The sequence below is a fragment of the Amycolatopsis thermophila genome (assembly GCF_030814215.1).
GTDB classification, from domain to species: domain Bacteria; phylum Actinomycetota; class Actinomycetes; order Mycobacteriales; family Pseudonocardiaceae; genus Amycolatopsis_E; species Amycolatopsis_E thermophila.
The window spans coordinates 4,344,124-4,363,081 of the sequence record NZ_JAUSUT010000001.1; the positions used below are offsets into that span (position 1 = coordinate 4,344,124).

Below are 18,958 nucleotides of genomic sequence, written 5' to 3' on the forward strand. Positions count from 1 at the left end.
GGCCAAGTACACCTAGCCGCGGCGGCGGTACCGCAGCATCGTGAATCCGTCTTCCACCAGGATCGATGCCAGATCCATCTCCCGCGCCTCGCTGGCCATCCGGCCGATCGCGATGCGGTCCGCCCCACCACCGGCGAGCAGCGGCGCGACCGTCACGCACAGCTGGTCCACCAGGTCCTCGGCGACCAGCTCGCCGAACAGGTGCGGCCCGCCCTCGCAGTTGACCCGCAGCAGGCCGCGCTCGGCCAGCCCGTCCAGGGCGCGGCGCAGGTCGATGGTCTCCTCACCGGCCAGCAGGATGTCCGCACCCGCCTCCGCGAGCGCCGCGCGCCGCTCGGCGGGGGCGTGCTCGGTGGTGATCACGATCGGCGGCACCTTCGTGTCGGTGAACAGCGGCGCCGACGGGTCGAGGCGGGCACTGCCCGTGACGACGGCGATCGGCGGCACCTCGGCGAGTCCGAGCCGCGCCCGGCGCTCGCGCCGTTCCGGGGTGGTGCGCGCGCCGCGGTAGTTCTCGGCGCGGACGGTGCCGGCACCCGCCAGCACGACGTCGGCGAGCAGCCGGCCGTGGAAGAAGATCCGTTTGTCGGCCGGGCCGGACAGCCCCTCCGACCTGCCCTCCAGCGTGGAGGCGCCGTCGGCGGAGGAGGTGAAGTTGGCCTGGACCCACGGCCGGTCGAGGTCGTCCGGGTAGCCGTAGATCCGGTCCAGGTCGTCGTCGGTCACGTCGTCGAGGGGGTCGGGCCACACACTGCGCACGATCTCCATCACATCAGACCGTGACGGCGCGGGCTCGCCGCAGTGCTCCCGATAGCCTGGGTGGATGCCCGCGCACCTCACCGACCGGCAGCCCGAGCTGGGAGCGGACGAGCTCATCGCCGCTCTGGTGCCACCGCCGCGCTTCGACGCCGTGCGGTTCGCCACGTACGTGCCGAACCCCGACGAGCCGAGCCAGGCCCAGGCCGTCGAGTCGTGCTCGGCGTTCGCCGCGCGCATCGGGCAGGCGTCGCCCAGGAAGTCGAAGCTGCGGGCGCTGTTCGGCGGCGGGTCGGCGCCCGAGCCCGGCAAGCCGGGTCTCTACCTCGACGGCGGGTTCGGTGTCGGCAAGACCCACCTGCTCGCCTCGACCTGGCACGACGCGCCCTCGCCCAAGGCGTACGGCACGTTCGTCGAGCTGACCCACCTGGTCGGCGCGCTCGGGTTCGGCGAGGCGGTGCGGCGGCTGTCCGAGCACCGGCTGCTCGCGATCGACGAGTTCGAACTGGACGACCCGGGCGACACGATGCTGGTCACCCGGCTGCTGCGGGAGCTGACCGACGCCGGTGTGTACGTCGCGGCCACCTCGAACACGCTGCCGGACAAGCTCGGCGAGGGCCGGTTCGCCGCCGAGGACTTCCTGCGCGAGATCCAGTCGCTGTCGTCGCGGTTCGCCGTGGTGCGGGTGGACGGGCCGGACTACCGGCACCGCGGCCTGCCCGACGCGCCGCCACCGGTGGACGAGGAGATGCTGCTGAAGTCGGCGGAGAGCCGCGAGGGCGCGACCCTGGACGACTTCGACGCGCTGTGCGAGCACCTGGCGAAGCTGCACCCGTCCCGCTACGGACGGCTGGTCGACGGGGTTTCGGTGGTGCACCTGCGGGACGTGCGGCCGGCGCCGGACCAGAACGTCGCGCTGCGGCTGGTCGCCTTCGCCGACCGGCTCTACGACCGGGCCATCCCGGTGGTCGTGTCCGGCGAACCGCTGTCGGCGCTGTTCACCGAGGAGATGCTGCAGGGGGGCTACCGGAAGAAGTACCTGCGGGCGGTGAGCCGGCTGACCGCGCTGGCGCGAGACGCCGTGTCGGTGAGCTGAGCGCGAGCACCACGGCAACGGCGAAGCACGCGCCGCCCAGCACGTCGGTGGGGTAGTGGTACCCCAGCCCCACGAGACCGATGCCGGCGACGACGACGATCACCGCGCTGAGCGTCGCGGTGATCGCGGTGGCCGTCCGCGGGCGGGCGAGGAGCACGAGCACGGTCAGCGTGGCGACCATGCTGACGGTGTGCCCGCTGGGGTAGGCGAGGTAGCCGGTCTTCACCCGGTCGAACAGCGGTTTGAGCACCCACGCGTTGAGCGCGACCGGCACCGCGACACCCAGCACCGCGAGCGCCACGCCGTCCCAGCGGCGCCCGATCGCGCAGGCGAGCACGACGATCGCCAGCAGCGGCAGCAGCACGACCGGCTCGGTGGGCAGCACGAAGAGCCGCAGCAGCGCGGGCTGCCCGCCGAAGGTGCCGTCGATCCACGCGGTGATCGTGGCGTCGGGCCCGCTCGCGGTGGTGTCCCCGGCGAACGGGACCCCCACCGCGATCGCGGCGGCCAGGCAGACCGCCGCGGCCGCCCACCTCACGCGCTACTCCGTGATCGCCGGGAAGCGGCCGTTCTCGACCGCGGCGACCAGCTCGGCGTGGTCGGACTCGGTCTGGTCGGCGTAGCGCACCGCGAAGCGGCCGATGGCCTCGTCGAGCTGGTCGTCACCGTCGAAGTATCCCGCCAGCAATCGCGGGTGGACCGAGCGGATGTGCGCACGGGCGAGCAGCGCGCCGGCGAGGCGGCCGTAGTCGTCGAGGTCCCGGCCGCCCAGCCCGGTCGGTTCGATCGAACCCTTCATGTTGCGGAACTGGCGCACGATGAACGGCCTGTCCCCGACGGTCGTCCAGCCGAGCAGGATGTCGGTTTCGGCCTGCACCAGCCGGGCACCGTGGACGATACGCCGGCCCTCGTGTTCGCTGCGGTGCTCCGGGACGAACGGCGCGAGCGCGGACGGGCGGGCCTCCTTCACCTGCAGCACCAGGTCCTCGTCGGTGTTGCCGTGCAGCAGCACGAGGTAGCTGCGCAGCCCGACGCTGCCGGTGCCGACGACGCGGAAGGCGACATCGGCGATGCGGTAGCGCGCGATGAGGTTGCGCCGCGACTCGCGCAGGGTGTGCACATAGGACACCAGCCCGTCCGCGACGGCCTCGGCGGTGTCTTCGTCGACGTGGCGCAGGACCGGTGGGTCCTCGACGAACCGGTGGCGGCTCAGGCCGGTGGTGTGGTCGTCGATGCGCTCGGTCCACTTCGCGGCGACGCGGGCGCTGGTGTTGCGGCGGGCCTTCTCCGCGGCCTCACGGAACTCGTCGGACAGGTCGCCGGCCTTCACCGTGGAGAGGGCGTCCTCGTCGGCGAGCGCGTTCCACGACCGCAGGAACGACGCCTCGCCGAGCCGGCGGACCACGCGCCGGTAGGACTTCACCGCGTCTTCGGCCGCGTCCTGGCAGTCCTTTTCGGACACGCCGCCCTCGCGTCCGGCGAGCACCAGGCTCGCGGCGAGGCGCTTGAGGTCCCACTCCCACGGCCCGCGGACGGTCTCGTCGAAGTCGTTGACGTCCATGACGATCTGCCCGTCCGGCGTGCCGTACAGGCCGAAGTTCGCGGCGTGCGCGTCGCCGCAGATCTGGGCGGACAGTCCACTGTGCGGGGTGCCGGCGAGGTCGGCCGCCATCAACCCGGCCGCCCCGCGGAAGAACGCGAAGGGCGAGGTGATCATGCGGCCGATCCGCAGCGGGATCAGATCGTCGAGGCGGCCGGAGTTGCTCGCGTCGAGGAAGTCGGCGATCGACGGCCGGTGCGGGCCCCTCGCGTCGTGGTCGTGCGCGGAGGGCGGAGTGCGTTCGCCCAGCTCGCGGCCCCGTGCGTGCAGTTCCTCCGGGTCGCTCAGCTCGCCCGGCACCAGTGCCCGTTCCATCCCCTGCTCCCTCTCCTCGCCTGCCCAACGTACGGGAGAGGCCGGTGGTTTCAGCGGCGCAGGACCTCCTCCAGGACGTCCAGCCCGTGGTCCAGGTCGGCTTCCGAGATGGTCAGGGGCGGCGCCAGGCGCAGCGTGGCGCCGTGGGTTTCCTTCGCCAGCAGGCCCTTCCCGGCCAGGGCCGCGCAGGCTTCCCGGCCGCTGAGACCACCGGGGGTGATGTCGATGCCCGCCCACAGGCCGCGCCCGCGGACCTCGGCCAGCCCGTGCCCGACCAGTTCACCGAGGCGCGCGTGCATCCGGGCGCCCAGTTGTGCCGACCGCGCCTGGAACTCGCCGGTGGACAGCAGCCTGATCACGGCCCGGCCGACCGCGCAGGCCAGCGGGTTGCCGCCGAAGGTCGAGCCGTGCTCGCCCGGCTTGAGGACTCCCAGCACGTCCCGCCGGCCGACCACCGCCGACAGCGGCAGGATCCCGCCGCCGAGCGCCTTGCCCAGCGTGTACAGGTCCGCGCGCACCCCGGTGTGCTCCAGCGCCAGCAACGTCCCCGTGCGGGCCAGGCCGGACTGGATCTCGTCGGCGATCAGCAGCACCCCGGCGTCGTCGCACAGCCGGCGCGCCTCCGCCAGGTAGCCCTCCGGCGGCACCAGCACCCCGGCCTCGCCCTGGATGGGTTCGAGCAGGACCGCCGCGGTGTGGTCGGTGATCGCGTCGCGCAGGGCCGCCGGGTCGCCGTACTTCACCACCGTGAATCCCGGCGTGTAGGGGCCGAACCCGGCCCGTGCGGACTCGTCGGTGGAGAACGAGATGATCGTCGTGGTGCGACCGTGGAAGTTCGACCCGGCCACCACGATCCCGGCGCGCCCCTCCGGCACGCCCTTGACCTCGTAGGCCCACTTCCGGGCGACCTTCAGCGCGGACTCGACCGCCTCGGCGCCGGAGTTCATCGGCAGCACCATCTCGGTGCCGGTCAGCTCGGCCAGTTCCCGGCAGAACGGGCCCAGCTGGTCGTGGTGGAACGCGCGCGAGGTCAGCGTGACCTTCCCGAGCTGCTCCTGCGCCGCCGCGATCAGCGCGGGGTGGCGGTGCCCGAAGTTCAGCGCCGAGTAGGCGGACAGGAAGTCGAGGTACCGGCGGCCCTCGACGTCGGTGACCCAGGCGCCGTCGGCCTCGGCGATCACGACGGGCAGCGGGTGGTAGTTGTGCGTGCTCCAGCGCTCGTCGAGCGCGATGAACTCGGCCGCGGAGGTCGTCATGGCTTTCAGGCTAAGGGCAGTTCGAGCCCGGAATCAGCCGTTGATCGTTGCGGTGACGGGCTGATCGTTGCGCAGTTACCCGTGATTCCGGAGGTTCGTTGCGCCCGCGGCGAGAACGGGCAGACCCGCGCCGGCCGCCGCCGCACGACCGCGCGGGTCAGCTCGATCCGCAGCAGGTTCGAGCTGACCCAGGAGCTTGCCGTATTCGGTGGTGTCGACGGTCTCCCCGTGCCGGACGCGCGCTGTTGTGCCGCAGTTCGCGGAGTCCCACGCTGTGGTCGTCCAGAGCCGCCGTGGCCACAACTCACGGCGTGAGGATCTCGTCCCACTCGCGGATGTACCAGTGCCGCACCACCCCGTTGCGGACGAACGGGTCACCGCCGGCGAACTCCTCGGCGGCCTCCCGCGTCCGGAACACGCTGAGCGCCCCGTTCTCCTGGGGGTTCTCGAGTGTGCCGACGAGCAGCAGGTCGCCGCGGGCGTGGAACTCGCGCAGCCGCGCCGAGTGGTCGGCCATGTGCGGCGCCCCGCGCTCGAGGACGTTGTCGGCGGGCTCGTAGAACAGCAGGTACTTCATGCCGCACGCTCCGCTTCCGCCACGAGCCGGGCGAGGATCCGGGACCAGCCCTCGGTGAACGCGCCCCCGGCGTAGCCGCCGTCCAGCGCGCACGCCGCCCGCACCTGCTCGTCGCTGAGGGCCTCCCAGCCGCGGTGCTCGACCGCGACGCGGGTCAGCGCGGGGCCCAGCGCGCGGAAGGTCAGCTCGACCTCCGTCGGCGCGGGGGTGACCAGCCAGCTCATCGTGAACCGCTCGGGTGGGTCCCACGCCAGCACCTCGCCCCAGTCGTGCTCGGTGCCGTCGTCCCACGTCTCGTAGACCCGGCCGCCTTCGCGGCGCTCGAACGTCACGTCACGGACGCGTTCGCGGCCGCGCGAGAACGGCTCGACCGGCCACCACACGCCGATCGTGCGCACGAAAGTGTCGAAGGTGTGCGCGGCGTCGCTGCGCACCAGGGTCGCCTGCCGCACCGGCGGCCGGCTCAGGATTTCGGTCATGCCGATCCTCTCGCCGTGTCGTCTTCGCCGATCCCCCGCTCAGCTTCGACCAGCCGTCGAGCCGTGTCGAGGGATGAGGCCCACATGTCGTCGAGGAACTGCCGCAGTCCCGCGAGCCCGTCCGGGCGGGCCCGGTACAGCCGCCGGGTCCCGTCGCGCCGTTCGTCGAGCAGTCCCGCGTTCTTCAGCACGGTGAGGTGCTGGCTGACCGCCGTGCGGCTCACGTCGAACGACTCCGCGATCTCGCCGGCGGCCAGCTCGTCGTGGGCGACCAGCCGGAGGATCGCGCGCCGCCGGGGCTCCGCGAGCGCCCGCAGCGCCTCGTCCGTCCGCTCGTCGTCCGTCATCGCCACTCCTACGCCCAGAGTCCGACCTGGTTGCCGTCCGGGTCGGTGAAGATCGCGAACCGGCCGAAGTCGCCGGGCAGATCGGTCGGTGGCACCAGCCGCTTCCCGCCCAGCCGCTCCGCCCGGTCCAGGTACGCGTCGAGGTCGTCGACCCGCATGTAGATCTTGACGCCGGCGTCGCCGGGCGCGGTCGACGGCCCGATTCCGCCGCCGATGCCCCCGCCCGTGTCGACGAGCGCGTATCCGCCCATCGCGGGGTCGGCGCCGATCTGCCAGCCGAACAGCTCGGCGTAGAACTTTCGCGCCCGTTCGGCGTCGGGGCTGATCACTTCGAAGAACGCGACCTGCTGTCCCATGACGGCTCCCTTCTGTCAGTAACGGCTAACGTTAGGCCTTACTGACGGAACGTGTCAACGGCCGCTCGCCAAGACCGGCTCTCGTTTGACAGAGTGCGAGGCGTGACCGATGAGCTCTCCTTCCTTCGCCAGCAGGCCCGCACCCAGCGCTTCACCCTCGGCACCCCGCGCGAGTTCCGGGTCGCGCCGGACGGGTCGCGGCTGCTGTTCCTGCGTTCGGAGTCCGGCACCGACCGGCGCAACAGCCTGTGGGAGCTGGACCTCACGCGGGGCACCGAAACGAAGATCGTGGACGCCGCGGAGCTGCTGCCCGGTGAGGAGGAGCTGCCGCCGGAGGAACGGGCCCGCCGCGAGCGCATGCGCGAGAGCGCGGGCGGCGTGGTCGGCTACGCGGTCGACGACGAGTTCCGGGTGGCCGCGTTCTCCCTGTCCGGCAAGCTCTACACCGTCGACCTCACCACGCGCGAAGTGCGCGAACGGGTCGACACCGCCGTCGTCGACCCGCGCCCCGATCCCACCGGCACGCACGTCGCCTACGTCCGCGACCGCAAGCTGCGTGTCCTCGACCTCGCCCACGGCGAGGACACCGTGATCGCCGGTGAGGACGGCGAGGACGGCGAGGACATAGCCTGGGGCCTGGCCGAGTTCATCGCCGCCGAGGAGCTCGGCCGCGCCCGCGGCTACTGGTGGTCGCCGGACGGGACGACCCTCCTCGTCGAGCGCACCGACCGCTCGGACGTGCCCCGCTGGACGATCTCCGACCCGGCCCACCCCGGGGCCGGGGCGAGCACGGTCGCCTACCCGGCGGCCGGCACCACCAACGTCGACGTCTCGCTGTCCTTCTTCCGGCTCGACGGCACCCGGGTGGACGTCGACCGCGGCGAGTGGGAGTACCTCGTCGCGGTGCACTGGTCGGCCGGCGGCCCGCCGCTGCTCGCCGTGCAGCCGCGTGACCAGCGGGAACTGGCGATCTACGCGGTCGATCCCACCGACGGCTCGACCAAGCTGCTGCACACCGAGACCGACCCGCACTGGGTCGAGATCGTCCCGGGCGTGCCGGCCTGGACGTCCGACGGGCGGCTCGTGCACGTCACCGCCGCCGACGGCAGCCACCGCCTCGTGATCGACGGCGACCCGGTCACCGAGCCCGGCCTGCAGGTCCGTTCGGTGCTGCACGTCGGCGCCGACGTGCTGTTCAGCGCCTCCGCCGACGACCCGACCCAGATCCACGTCTACCGCACCGGTCCGGACGGCGTGACCCGCCTGTCCAGCGCGGACGGTGTGCACGTCGGCGCGGGCACCGCGGAGATCACCGTCCTGTCGTCGTGGAGCCTGCGCCGCAGCGGGCCCGAGGTGAGCGTCCTGCGCGACGACCGGCCGCTCGCCGAGGTCCGCTCCTACCCGGTCGACCCGGGGCTGGAGCCCGACCCGGAATGGCTCACCGTCGGCGAACGCGGCCTGCGCGCCGCGCTGCTGCTGCCCACCGGCTACCGGCCGGAGGACGGCAAGCTGCCCGTCCTGCTCGACCCGTACGGCGGCCCGCACGCCCAGCGCGTGCTGCAGAGCCGCAACGCGTTCCTCACCTCGCAGTGGCTGGCCGACCAGGGATTCGCGGTCCTGGTCGCGGACGGCCGCGGCACCCCCGGCCGCGGGCCGGCGTGGGAGAAGGAGGTCGCCCGCGAGCTGGCCGAGGTGACGCTGACCGACCAGGTGGACGCGCTGCACGCGGTCGCGGCCGACCATCCCGAGCTCGACCTGTCCCGGGTGGCGATCCGCGGCTGGTCCTACGGCGGGTACCTGTCCGCGCTGGCCGTGCTGCGGCGCCCGGACGTCTTCCACGCCGCGGTGGCGGGCGCGCCGGTCACCGACTGGTCCCTCTACGACACCCACTACACCGAGCGCTACCTGGGCCGGCCGGACGAGGAGCCGGACTCCTACGAGCGCAACTCGCTGATCGCGGACGCGCCGGGGTTGCGCCGGGCGCTGCTGATCGTGCACGGGCTGGCCGACGACAACGTGTTCGTCGCGCACGCGCTGCGGCTGTCCTCGGCTCTGCTGGCCGCCGGGCGCCCGCACGTGTTCCTGCCACTGGTCGGCGCGACCCACATGACCCCGCAGGCCGAAGAGGTCGCGGAGAACCTGATGAGGGTCCAGGTCGACTGGATCAAACGAGAGCTGGAGGCTGCTGCGCGATGAAGCGCTGGGGTATCACCATTCCGCTGACCGGGGTGCCGCTCACCGCGCACCGTGAGCTGATCGAGCGGCTGCCCGCCCTCGGCTACACCGACGCCTGGTCCGCCGAAACCGCCGGGACGGACGCGTTCTCGCCGCTGCTGCTGGCCTCGCAGTGGGCGCCGGAACTGCGGCTGGGCACCGCGATCGTCCCGGTCTACACCCGCGGCCCCGGCCTGCTGGCGATGTCCGCGGCGACCCTCGCCGAGGCCGCCCCCGGCCGGTTCGTGCTCGGCATCGGCGCGTCCTCGCCGGTCATCGTGCAGAACTGGAACGCCGCGGAGTTCGACAAACCGTTCGCCCGGACCCGCGACACGCTGCGGTTCCTGCGCGCGGCCCTGGCCGGGGAGAAGGTGACCGAGACCTACGAGACGTTCTCGGTGAGCAAGTTCCGGCTGGAGCGGGCCCCGGAACCGGCGCCGCCGATCATGCTCGCCGCCCTGCGCCCGGGCATGCTCAAGCTGGCCGCGAAGGAGGCCGACGGCGCCATCACCAACTGGCTCTCGCCTGCCGATGTGCGCCGGGTGCGCGCCGAGATCGGCCCGGACACCGAGCTGGCGGCCCGGATCTTCGTCTGCCCGACCCCCGACCGCGACGCCGCGCGCGGCCTGGGCCGGATGCTGATCAGCAGTTACCTGACGGTGCCGGTCTACGCGGCGTTCCACGACTGGCTCGGTCGCGGCGACGCGCTCGCGCCGATGCACCAGGCGTGGGCGGCCGGCGACCGGAAACGGGCCAACGAGGTGATTCCGGACGAAGTGGTCGACGACCTGATCGTGCACGGCAGCCCGGAGGAGTGCCGCGCGAAAATCGAGTCCTATGTGGACAACGGGCTGACCACGCCGGTGATCGCGCTGCTGCCCACCGGCGAGGACCCGGTCCGCCAGGTCGAGGCGCTGGCCCCGCGGTGAACCGCGGATGACCCCAATGGCGGCATGACGTGAGCTCCCCGGGCAGGCACTTTGGGAGGAACGTGCCCGCCGGGGGTGTGCCTGCGGCGCACGGTATCCGTATCGTGGCTTAGTGTAGGCATACCTAAGGAGTGGTGAGTGGGCGAATCGATGCCGGGGAGCGCCGCGCTGGCCGGCGGCCGGGACGGTCACCGGCGGCTGGCCGAGCTGATCCCGTTGGTCCTGAACGGGTTGGCGGACGGGACCGCGGAGCGCGGCGGCGCCGGGCCCGCGGGCGGTCCGGCCGCCGTCGCGGCCGGGGTGGCGGCCCTGACCGGGGCGGCCCCGCTGGCCGCTGCCACCGGGGTCGGAGCCGAGCAAGCGCTTACGGAGCTGTCCCGGCTGCTGGCCGCCGGCTCGGTCGACCCGGCCGATCCGGCGTGCGCGGCGCACCTGCACTGCCCGCCGCTGGCGGTCGCGGTCGCCGCGGACGTGGTGGCGAGCGCGCTCAACCCCTCGATGGACTCGTGGGACCAGGCACCGGTGGCCAGCGAGCTGGAACGCGAACTGGTCACCCTCGTCGCGCGGCTGTGCTACCCCGGCGCCACCGCGCCGGACGCCGTCGTCACCACCGGCGGCACCGAATCGAACCTGCTCGGGCTGCTGCTCGCGCGCGAGCCGAACCCGGCGGTCCGCCCGGTGTGCGGGCGCAACGCCCACCACAGCGTGGCCCGCGCTGCCTGGCTGCTCGGCCTGCCCGCGCCGGTCCTCGTGGACTGCGACGGCGAGCGCATGCGGCCCAGCGCGCTCGACGAGACGGTGCGCGGCCTCGGCTCGCCCGCCGTCGTGGTCGCCACGGCGGGCACCACCGACACCGGCGAGATCGACCCGTTGCGCGACCTCGCGCAGGTGTGCCGCCGCCACGGCGCCCGCCTGCACGTCGACGCCTCCTACGGCGGTCTCGCGCTGTGCAGCGCGAAACTCAAGCCCCTGCTGGACGGGATCGCCGACGCCGACTCGGTCGCGCTCGACGCGCACAAGTTCGGCTGGCAGCCGATCTCCGCGGGCCTGCTCGCGGTCCGGGAGGCCGCCGACCTGGCCGCGCTGTCCGTGCGCGCCGAGTACCTCAACGCCGGTGACGACACCGAGGCCGGCCTGCCCGACCTGCTCGGCCGGTCGATCCGCACCTCCCGCCGTCCGGACGCGTTCCGCATGGCCGTGACCCTGCGGGCGCTGGGCCTGGACGGCATGGGTGCGCTGGTCGAGCACTGCTGCGACACCGCCGCGGAAGTCGCCGGGATGATCGATCGGCACCCGGGGTTGCGGTTGTGGGGGGCGCCGACGCTGTCCACCGTGTTGTTCAAGCCGGTGGACGCCGACGACGAGCTGGTCGCCCGCGTGCGCCGGACGCTGCTGGAGGCCGGCACCGCGATCGTCGGGCGGGCCACCATGTCCGACGGCGTGTGGCTCAAGCTGACGCTGCTGCACCCGCACGCGAAGGCCGAGGACTACCGCCCGCTGCTGGAGTCGGTGGTCGCGACCGCGGACGCCGTGCGGCTGCCGGAAAGCGCGGCCGTCCGGTGACTCCGCTCGACCTGGCCGGGGTCGGCATCGGCCCGTTCAACCTGTCCCTGGCCGCGCTCGCCGAGCCGGTCGAGGACCTGACCGTGTCCATGTACGAGCGCAGCCCCGAGTTCCGCTGGCACCCGGGTCTGCTGCTCGACGGCGTGTCCCTGCAGGTGCCCTTCCTCGCCGACCTGGTGTCGCTGGCCGACCCGACCAGCCGGCTGTCCTTTGTGAACTACCTGCGGGAGCACGACCGGCTGTTCCCGTTCTACTTCGCCGAACGCTTCCACATCCCGCGCGCCGAGTACGACGAGTACTGCCGCTGGGCGAGCGGGCGGCTGTCGTCCTGCCGGTTCGGCACCGAGATCACCGCGATCTCGTTCCGCGACGGGCTGTTCCGGCTGGACTCGGCCGACGGTGAGATCAGCGCGCGCAACGTGGTGCTGGGCATCGGCACCGCGCCGCGGGTACCGGAACCGCTGCGCGAGCTGGCCGGCGACCCGGCGGCACCGGTGATCCACTCCGCCGAGTACCTGTCGCAGCGGGAACGGCTGCTCACGCTGCCCGCGGTCACGGTCGTCGGCTCGGGCCAGTCCGGTGCCGAGGTGTTCCTGGACCTGCTGCGCCACCGCAAGCAGCCGGACGGTCTGCGGTGGGTGACGCGCACGGTGGCGTTCGCGCCGATGGAGTACTCCAAGCTGGGGCTGGAGCAGTTCACGCCGGACTACACGCGCTTCTTCCACGCGCTGCCCGAACCCGAGCGCGACCGGCTGCTGCCCGCGCAGTGGCAGCTGTACAAGGGAATCGACGCCGGGACCATCGCCGAGATCCACGACGAGCTGTACCGCCGCTCGGTCGGCGGCGGCTGGCCCGGCGTCACGCTCACCCCCGGCGTGGAGGTGGTGTCCGCCGCCCGCGACGGCGACCGCATCGCGCTCGGCCTGCGCCACCGGCACCAGGGCAGCACCGCGACCTGGGTGACCGACGCGGTCGTCGCGGCCACCGGCTACACCGAACGCCCCCTCGACGGGATCCTCGGCCCGCTGGCGGACCGGATCGAGCGGGACGGCAGCGGGCGTCCGGTCGTCGAGCACGACTACCGGCTGCGGCTCGCCCGGGAGATCGGCGGCGCGATCTTCGTGCAGAACGCCGAACGGCACACCCACGGCGTGGGAGCCCCCGACCTCGGGCTCGCCGCGTGGCGCTCGGCGTCGATCATCAACGCGGTCTGCGGCCGCACCGTCTACCGGCTGCCGTCGCGCACGGCGTTCACGCGGTTCGGGTTGGAGGAGTGAAGGTGGAATCTGCGCAGGCCTGGCGCGCGGCGGGCACGCTGGTCGTGCACAAGATGCTCGGCGAACTGTCCTACGAGGGGCTGTTCCGCCCCGAGCCGGCCGAGGACGAACGGCCCGGTGCGCACCGGCTGTGGTCGCTGAAACTCCCGGAGGCGACCTACCAGTTCCGGGCCCGGCGCGGCGCCTTCGAATCCTGGACCGTGCAGCCGGGCTCGGCGACGCGCGACGGCGAACCGGCCACCGACCCGCGGACCCTGGTCGTGGACGCGCGCCGGGAACTGGGCCTGTCCGGACTGCGGCTGGCCGACGTGCTGGCCGAGCTGACCGCGACGGTGACCAACGAGGCCGCGCGGCTGCGCCGGGCGCCGAGCGCGGCGGAACTGTCCAGGATGGACTACAACCTGGCCGACGGGCACCTGACCGGGCACCCGCGCCTGGTGCTGAACAAGGGCCGCGTCGGGTTCTCGGCCGGCGACCGCGCCCGGTACGCGCCGGAGGCCGGGGTGGACGTGCGGCTGCGGTGGTTCGCCGTGCACCGCGACCACGCGCGGTTCCGGTGCGTGGACGATCTGTCGGCCTCGCGATTGCTGGCGGAGGAGCTGGACGACGACCAGCGCGCCGAGTTCGCCCGGCTCGCCGATCCCGGCGAGTACGTCTGGTTGCCGGTGCACCCGTGGCAGGCCGACGAAATCCTCGGCACCCTCTACGCCGGTGAGCTCGCGACCGGTGCCGTCGTCGACCTCGGCGAGTCCCGGGACGCCTACCGTCCACACCAGACGGTCCGGACCCTGGCGAACGTGTCCCGGCCGGACCGGCGGGACGTCAAGACCGCGGTGTCGGTGCGCAACACGCTCGTCTACCGCGGTCTCGCGGCGGGGGCGACGCTGGCCGGGCCCGCGGTGACCAGCTGGCTCAAGCAGGTCGGGGCGGACGATCCGCTGCTCACCGAGAAGTACCGGTTCGAGCTGCTGGGCGAGGTCGCGAGCGTGTCGGTCGAGCACCCGGTCTTCGGCACGATCGAAGAGCTGCCCTACCGGTTCCACGAAACGCTCGGCGCACTGTGGCGCGAACCGCTGCTGTCGCGGCTGGACGAGGGTGAGCAGGCGATCTCCTTCGCCGCCCTGCCCTACCGCGATCTCTCCGGCGCCGCGGTCATCACGAGCCTGATCGAGAAGTCCGGCTGGGACACCGAACGTTGGTGCGGCACGGTGTTCGACCTGCTGCTCACACCGCTGCTGCAATGGCTGCTGCGCTACGGCGTCGGGTTCTGCCCGCACGGCCAGAACCTGATCCTGATCATCGACGAAGGCGGGCGGCCGCTGCGGGTCGCGATCAAGGACTTCGCGCAGGGTGTCGACCTGCTCGACGAGGACCTGGACTGCTACCGGCTGCTCGCGCCCGAGGCCGCCGAGGAGATGCTGCGGTGGCCCGCGCACCTGCTCGCGCAGTCGCTGTTCAGCTCGGTGTTCTCCGGGCAGCTGCGGTTCTGGGCGGAGATCCTGCTCGATGACCTCGCCGTCCCGCGCGCCCGGTTCTGGGGGCTGGTGCGCGAGGTCGTCGGCCGCTACCGCGCGGAGAACCCGGACGTGGCGGAGCGGTTCGACGCCTGCCTGCTGTTCGCGCCCGACGTCGAGCGCGTCACGCTGAACCGGGAACACCTGGCCGGGCAGGGGTTCGACAAGGTCGACCGGGACGACGAGTTCGACGTGCGGTGGGGTCGCGTGCCGAACCCCCTGCACGCGCCGGACCCGGCGGGGGCGTGGTGAGATCGCCCCGCCCGGTCGGGCCGCGCACGCTCGCCGAACGCGCGGCGGCCGCCCGGGGCATGCGCGCCGCGCTCGCCCGCGGTGACCTGTCCCGGGTGGTGCTGCTGGTGCCCGACCCGCACGCCCGGTTCGCCGCGGTCGAGCTGTCCGGGCGGTTCCTCGCCGAGGAGGTCCTCGCGTCCGGGTACGGGGTGTGCACCTACGTGTTCGCGTGGGACCCGCCGCGGGAGGCGCTGCCGGTGGCCGCGGACAGCCCGCTCGCGCGGTACGTCGACGGCTACGGCGACCTGCGGATGCGGCCGGACCTGGCGACGGTGACCGCGTTGCCGGACGGGCTGACCGGCATCGTGTGCGACGTCGAATGGCCCGGCGGCGAACCGGCGCGAGCCGCGCCGCGGCAAGCCCTGACCGAGCAGCTGGCCGCGCTGGAGGCGACGGGGTTCGTACCCTCGGCCGGTCTCGAGCACGAGGTCGTGTTCAGCGACTCCGGCGGTCCGCTGACCGGGCACGGCGTCGACTACGCCGTCGGCGGGACCGAGCGCATGCGGCCGCTGCTGCGTGACCTGCGGGCGGCGCTCGACGCGTCCGGACTGGGGGTGGAATCGGCGCGCGCCGAATGCCACCCCGGCCAGTACGAGATCGTGCTGCGGCACCGGGACGCGCTCGCCGCGTGCGACGACGCCCTGCTGCAGCAGCTCGTCGTGCGGTCGGTGGCTGCCGAGCACGGCGTCCGGGCGAGCTACCTGGCCGCTCCCGAAGCCGGCCAGGGCAACTCGTGCCACGTGCACCTGTCGCTGGCGACGACGGCCGGCGCTCCCGTGTCCGGCGAGGGGACCGAGCTGTCACCGGTGATGGCGTCGTTCCTGGCCGGGGTGCTGCGCGACGCGGCGGCGCTGACGCCGGTCTGGGCGCCGACCTGGAACAGCTACGTCCGGCTGCGCACCGCGCCGTTCTCCCCGCGCGAGCTGCGGTGGGGCGTCGACGACCGCACGTCGTCGGTGCGCGTCGCGGGCCGGGACGGCTCGCTGCGGCTGGAGTTCCGGTTCGCCGGCGCCGACGCGCAGCCGCACCTGGTGCTCGCCGCGCTGCTGGCCGCGGGCCGGGCCGGGATCGAGGAGGGGCTGCCCCTGCCACCGCCGGGCGTGGTGCTGGGGTCGTTGCCGGGGGCGCCGTGGGAGGCGCTGGCCGGGCTGGACCGCGTCGCGAAGCTGCTCGGCGACGAGGTCGCGGCTCAGCAGGAAGCGCTGCTGCGGGCGGAACTGGACGCCGGGTGCGAGACGGTCACGGACTGGCAGCGCCGGCGGGGCGCCTTGCGGGCATGACCGGAATCGACGGCGGGCGCGTCTTCTGGCGGGGGATCGCGAAGGCCAGCAACAGCGCGACGCCGACCAGGACGTAGGTGGCGGCGGAGAGCTGTTCGAGGAACGTCCAGTCGCGGTGCACGACCGGGAAGTCCGTCTTCGGCAGGCTGTGGAACGGCGCGAGGACGAAGAACACCGCGGTCAGCACGCCCCACGCGAGCCACGCCGCGGCCAGCCAGGAGCGCTCCTCCGCGCGGCGGACCGCGATGCCCAGCATCACCAGCAGTGCCGGGACCACCCACACGTAGTAGTGCGACCACGAGGTGGGGGAGACCAGCAGCGCGAGCCCGGCGTTGGCCATCAGCGCGAGCGCCGGCTCGGCGCGGCGCATCGCGTTCCCGACCAGCGCCAGCAGCCCGAGCACCAGGACGATCCAGACGGCCTTCTCGGCCGCGCCGGTCAGCCCGGTCCGCACGATGACCGCCTCGATGGCCTGGTTCGTCGCGAACGCCGTGCCGCTGACGCCGCCGCCGCTCAGGCCGCCCTTGAACCAGTAGGTGATCGACCCGTCGAAGTCGGCGATGAACCCGATGACCGACGCCACCGCGAACGTGATGCCCGAGGTGATCGCCGCGCGGAAGTCGCGGCGGATCAGGAAGTACAGGATGAACGCGGCCGGGGTCAGTTTGATCGCCGCGGCCAGCCCGATGCCGAACCCGCGCGGCCAGACGGTGCGGCCGGCCAGGCAGTCGATGCTCACCAGGGCCATCATGATGATGCTGACCTGCCCGAAGCCGAACGTCTGGCTCACCGGTTCCAGGAAGACGCTCGCCGGCAGCCCGATGGAGGCGACCGCGACACCCCCCGCCCGCCCGAGCGACGGGCGCACGGCGCGCGCGACCAGGTACAGCGTGACGCCCAGGGCCAGCCCGTTCAGGATGTACAGGGTCACCACGGAGGCGTCCCACGGCAGCATCGCCAGCGGCGACAGCAGCACCGCGGCGAACGGCGGGTACACGAACGGCAGTTGCGCACCGTTCCCGACCGGCGGCAGGGTGCCGTACATGTCCTTGCCGTCCCACCACGCCTGCACGCCGTAGCGGTACACCTCCAGGTCGATCTGGGGGCGGGTGGGCAGGTAGTGCATCATCCCCTGCACGGCGAAGAACAGCCACACCGCACACGGCACCGGCACCAGCCACAGGTATTTGCGCATCGCGACCTACTGTAGAGATTCGGTAACGCCGGCTCACGCCGCCCTGCGGTGTACCCGCCGGTAGGCCGACGGAGGTGTCCCGCACAGCTCGACGAACGCCTGCCGCAACGTCTCGGCCGAGCTGAACCCGCAGCGCCGCGCGACGGCGGACAGCGGCAGGTCCGAGGTGGCGAGCAGCTGGGACGCGACCTCGGTGCGGGCGCGCTGGACGAACCGGCCCGGCGGGGTCCCGACGTGCTCCCGGAACAGCCTCGTCAGCTGCCGCGCGCTCAAACCCGCCCGCCTGGCCAGCGTTTCGGTCGACAAATCGCCGTCCGGGTGGCCGGTGATGTGGGCGACGAGGTCGGCCACCACGCGGTGCTCGGGCGGGGGAGCGGTGAGGAACATGCTGACCTGCGCCTGGTTCCCCGGCCGCTGCAGGTAGGTGACCAGCGAACGGGCCACCTCGCGCGCCATCGTCGGACCGTGGTCCGCCTCGACGAACGACAGCGTCAGGTCCCGCCCGCTCGTCACGCCCGTGGCCGTGTGCACGTTGCCGTCCTGGACGAACAGCGGCGCCGGGTCGATGGTCACCTCGGGGTACTGCCGGGCCAGCACGCCCGCCCACATCCAGTGCGTCGTCGCCCGCCGCCCGTTGAGCAGCCCCGCCGCGGCGAGCACCGAAGCCCCCGTGCACACCGACGCGACCCGCCTGGCCGTCGCGGCGACCCGGCGGACGTGGGTGGTGAGCCGGACGTCCGCGGCGGCGCGCTCGTGCCCGAAGCCGCCCCCCACGATCAGGGTGTCGATCGGCCCCCGGATCCGGTCGAGCCGTCCCTGCGCGGCCCCCTCGTACCCGACGAACACCATGCGGCGCAGGTACCCGTCCCCTCCGCCGCGGTTCCCAGGTTCTCGGACATGGCCCGTGTCGGTGCCGCCGCTTCCCGGCAACGTGCCCGGCCGGAAGACGATTGCTTTCGTGCTGTACCCGGGGCTGACGGTGGTGGATCTCGTCGGTCCGCTCCAGGTGCTGTCCGCGCTGCCGGCGGCGGACCCGTCCTTCGAGACGGTGGTGGCCGCGTCCCTGGAGCCGGGTCGCCACGGACACCGCCGCGTCGCTGGTCGCGGACCGCACGTTCGACGAGGTGCCGTCGCCGTACGCGGTGGTGGTGCCCGGCGGGCCGGCCGGAACGATGCGCGCCCTGGCCGATCAGCGCCTGGCGGAGTACGGGCGGGCGGTGGCAGCGCCGGCGTCGGTGCGCCCGAGCTCGCTGATCCTCGGCGCGGCCGGTCTGCTGACGGGCCGGAAGGCGACGACGCACTGGGCGTTCCTGGAGACGCTGCGCGAGTACGGTGCCGTGCCGGTCAAGCGCCGCTGGGTGGACCACGGCGGGATACTGACCGCCGCGGGTGTCGCCGCGGGCATCGACATGGCGCTCCACCTGGCGGCCCGCTTCGCCGGCGAGGACATTGCGAGGTCCTGCAGTTCGGCATCGAGTACGACCCCGACCCCCCGTTCGGCGGCCTCGACTGGGCGGCCGCGCCACGCGAGCGGTTCCGGGGCCTGTCCGGAACCGCCCTGCGGGACGGACTCGCGTCCGAGCCCTCGCTGCGGGCCCGCCTGGCCGCGCGGCTGTGATCTCGCGGTGGGACCGCTGGGGGTCAGCCCCACCGTTTCCCCAGGTCGAGTTGATGGGGGACCCCGCTACCGGCGCGTGTGCGGTCCGTAATAAGCTATGCCCCGTCGCCACCACGGTGGTGATGGCCGGGATGTGGCGCAGCTTGGTAGCGCACTTGACTGGGGGTCAAGGGGTCGCAGGTTCAAATCCTGTCATCCCGACCGGCAGCGGCCCGTTTACCCAGGTAGACGGGCCGCTTTCGTCTTTCTGCCCGAGAACCGCCCCGGTGCATGCCACATTCATGCCACACGG

18 protein-coding genes and 1 tRNA gene are annotated in these 18,958 nt (G+C 73.1%); 9 read left to right on the top strand and 10 right to left on the bottom strand.

All coding sequences use genetic code 11. The annotated features are described in order from the left end of the window. Window positions 1-12 precede the first annotated feature (12 nt). Entirely contained in the window at window positions 13-768 is a 756-nt protein-coding gene (locus FB470_RS21255; RefSeq protein WP_306994099.1) for a pyrimidine reductase family protein, read from the bottom strand. 55 nt (window positions 769-823) lie between these two features. On the opposite strand from FB470_RS21255, the gene zapE reads away from it, so the two are divergent. After that, the gene (gene zapE / locus FB470_RS21260) at window positions 824-1,852 is read left to right on the top strand and encodes a cell division protein ZapE (protein ID WP_306994101.1); all 1,029 of its coding nucleotides are present in this window, start codon (window positions 824-826) and stop codon (window positions 1,850-1,852) included. Here the strand turns inward: zapE and FB470_RS21265 are convergent. From FB470_RS21265 to FB470_RS21295, 7 genes are all read right to left on the bottom strand, one after another. Further along, on the bottom strand, window positions 1,755-2,390 hold the full coding sequence (locus FB470_RS21265; RefSeq protein ID WP_306994103.1) for a phosphatase PAP2 family protein: 636 nt from the start codon (window positions 2,388-2,390) through the stop codon (window positions 1,755-1,757). The genes zapE and FB470_RS21265 overlap by 98 nt on opposite strands. A 3-nt stretch (window positions 2,391-2,393) precedes the next feature. Then, a complete protein-coding gene (locus tag FB470_RS21270) occupies window positions 2,394-3,767 on the bottom strand; it encodes a DUF2252 domain-containing protein (protein WP_306994104.1) in 1,374 nt (457 codons plus the stop codon). A 50-nt stretch (window positions 3,768-3,817) separates the two neighbouring features. Further along, entirely contained in the window at window positions 3,818-5,023 is a 1,206-nt protein-coding gene (gene rocD / locus FB470_RS21275) for an ornithine--oxo-acid transaminase (RefSeq protein ID WP_306994106.1), read from the bottom strand. A 304-nt stretch (window positions 5,024-5,327) separates the two neighbouring features. After that, on the bottom strand, window positions 5,328-5,600 hold the full coding sequence (locus tag FB470_RS21280) for a YciI family protein (protein ID WP_306994108.1): 273 nt from the start codon (window positions 5,598-5,600) through the stop codon (window positions 5,328-5,330). Further along, on the bottom strand, window positions 5,597-6,079 hold the full coding sequence (locus tag FB470_RS21285; protein ID WP_306994109.1) for an SRPBCC domain-containing protein: 483 nt from the start codon (window positions 6,077-6,079) through the stop codon (window positions 5,597-5,599). Before FB470_RS21285 ends, FB470_RS21280 begins: the two co-directional genes overlap by 4 nt. Continuing rightward, window positions 6,076-6,426: an ArsR/SmtB family transcription factor gene (locus tag FB470_RS21290; protein WP_020419980.1), complete on the bottom strand. Its 351-nt coding sequence runs from the start codon at window positions 6,424-6,426 to the stop codon at window positions 6,076-6,078. The genes FB470_RS21285 and FB470_RS21290 overlap by 4 nt, the downstream gene beginning before the upstream one ends. Window positions 6,427-6,434: 8 nt before the next feature. Beyond that, a complete protein-coding gene (locus FB470_RS21295; RefSeq protein ID WP_306994112.1) occupies window positions 6,435-6,782 on the bottom strand; it encodes a VOC family protein in 348 nt (115 codons plus the stop codon). 102 nt (window positions 6,783-6,884) lie between these two features. Between FB470_RS21295 and FB470_RS21300 the strand changes: the two genes are divergently transcribed. From FB470_RS21300 to FB470_RS21325, 6 genes are all read left to right on the top strand, one after another. After that, entirely contained in the window at window positions 6,885-8,978 is a 2,094-nt protein-coding gene (locus FB470_RS21300) for a S9 family peptidase (protein ID WP_306994114.1), read from the top strand. Then, entirely contained in the window at window positions 8,975-9,925 is a 951-nt protein-coding gene (locus tag FB470_RS21305; protein WP_306994116.1) for an LLM class F420-dependent oxidoreductase, read from the top strand. Before FB470_RS21300 ends, FB470_RS21305 begins: the two co-directional genes overlap by 4 nt. Before the next feature lie 150 nt (window positions 9,926-10,075). Beyond that, on the top strand, window positions 10,076-11,488 hold the full coding sequence (locus FB470_RS21310) for a pyridoxal phosphate-dependent decarboxylase family protein (protein ID WP_306999412.1): 1,413 nt from the start codon (window positions 10,076-10,078) through the stop codon (window positions 11,486-11,488). Continuing rightward, window positions 11,485-12,765 (top strand): lysine N(6)-hydroxylase/L-ornithine N(5)-oxygenase family protein, encoded by a 1,281-nt coding sequence (locus tag FB470_RS21315; RefSeq protein WP_306994118.1) that lies wholly within the window; start codon window positions 11,485-11,487, stop codon window positions 12,763-12,765. Before FB470_RS21310 ends, FB470_RS21315 begins: the two co-directional genes overlap by 4 nt. A gap of 53 nt (window positions 12,766-12,818) precedes the next feature. After that, entirely contained in the window at window positions 12,819-14,531 is a 1,713-nt protein-coding gene (locus FB470_RS21320; RefSeq protein WP_370876688.1) for an IucA/IucC family protein, read from the top strand. Then, window positions 14,525-15,853 (top strand): type I glutamate--ammonia ligase, encoded by a 1,329-nt coding sequence (locus FB470_RS21325; RefSeq protein WP_370876521.1) that lies wholly within the window; start codon window positions 14,525-14,527, stop codon window positions 15,851-15,853. The genes FB470_RS21320 and FB470_RS21325 overlap by 7 nt, the downstream gene beginning before the upstream one ends. On the opposite strand, the gene FB470_RS21330 is transcribed toward FB470_RS21325, so the two are convergent. Both FB470_RS21330 and FB470_RS21335 read right to left on the bottom strand, forming a co-directional pair. Beyond that, entirely contained in the window at window positions 15,813-17,048 is a 1,236-nt protein-coding gene (locus tag FB470_RS21330; RefSeq protein WP_306994122.1) for a glycosyltransferase 87 family protein, read from the bottom strand. The genes FB470_RS21325 and FB470_RS21330 overlap by 41 nt on opposite strands. 33 nt (window positions 17,049-17,081) lie before the next feature. Then, the gene (locus FB470_RS21335) at window positions 17,082-17,897 is read right to left on the bottom strand and encodes a GlxA family transcriptional regulator (protein WP_306994124.1); all 816 of its coding nucleotides are present in this window, start codon (window positions 17,895-17,897) and stop codon (window positions 17,082-17,084) included. A gap of 299 nt (window positions 17,898-18,196) precedes the next feature. Between FB470_RS21335 and FB470_RS21340 the strand changes: the two genes are divergently transcribed. Next, window positions 18,197-18,757 carry a DJ-1/PfpI family protein gene (locus FB470_RS21340; RefSeq protein ID WP_370876689.1) on the top strand — a complete coding sequence of 187 codons (561 nt, stop codon included), beginning with the start codon at window positions 18,197-18,199 and terminating at the stop codon, window positions 18,755-18,757. 36 nt (window positions 18,758-18,793) lie between these two features. Further along, window positions 18,794-18,867, top strand: a tRNA-Pro gene (locus FB470_RS21345). Window positions 18,868-18,958 lie beyond the last annotated feature (91 nt).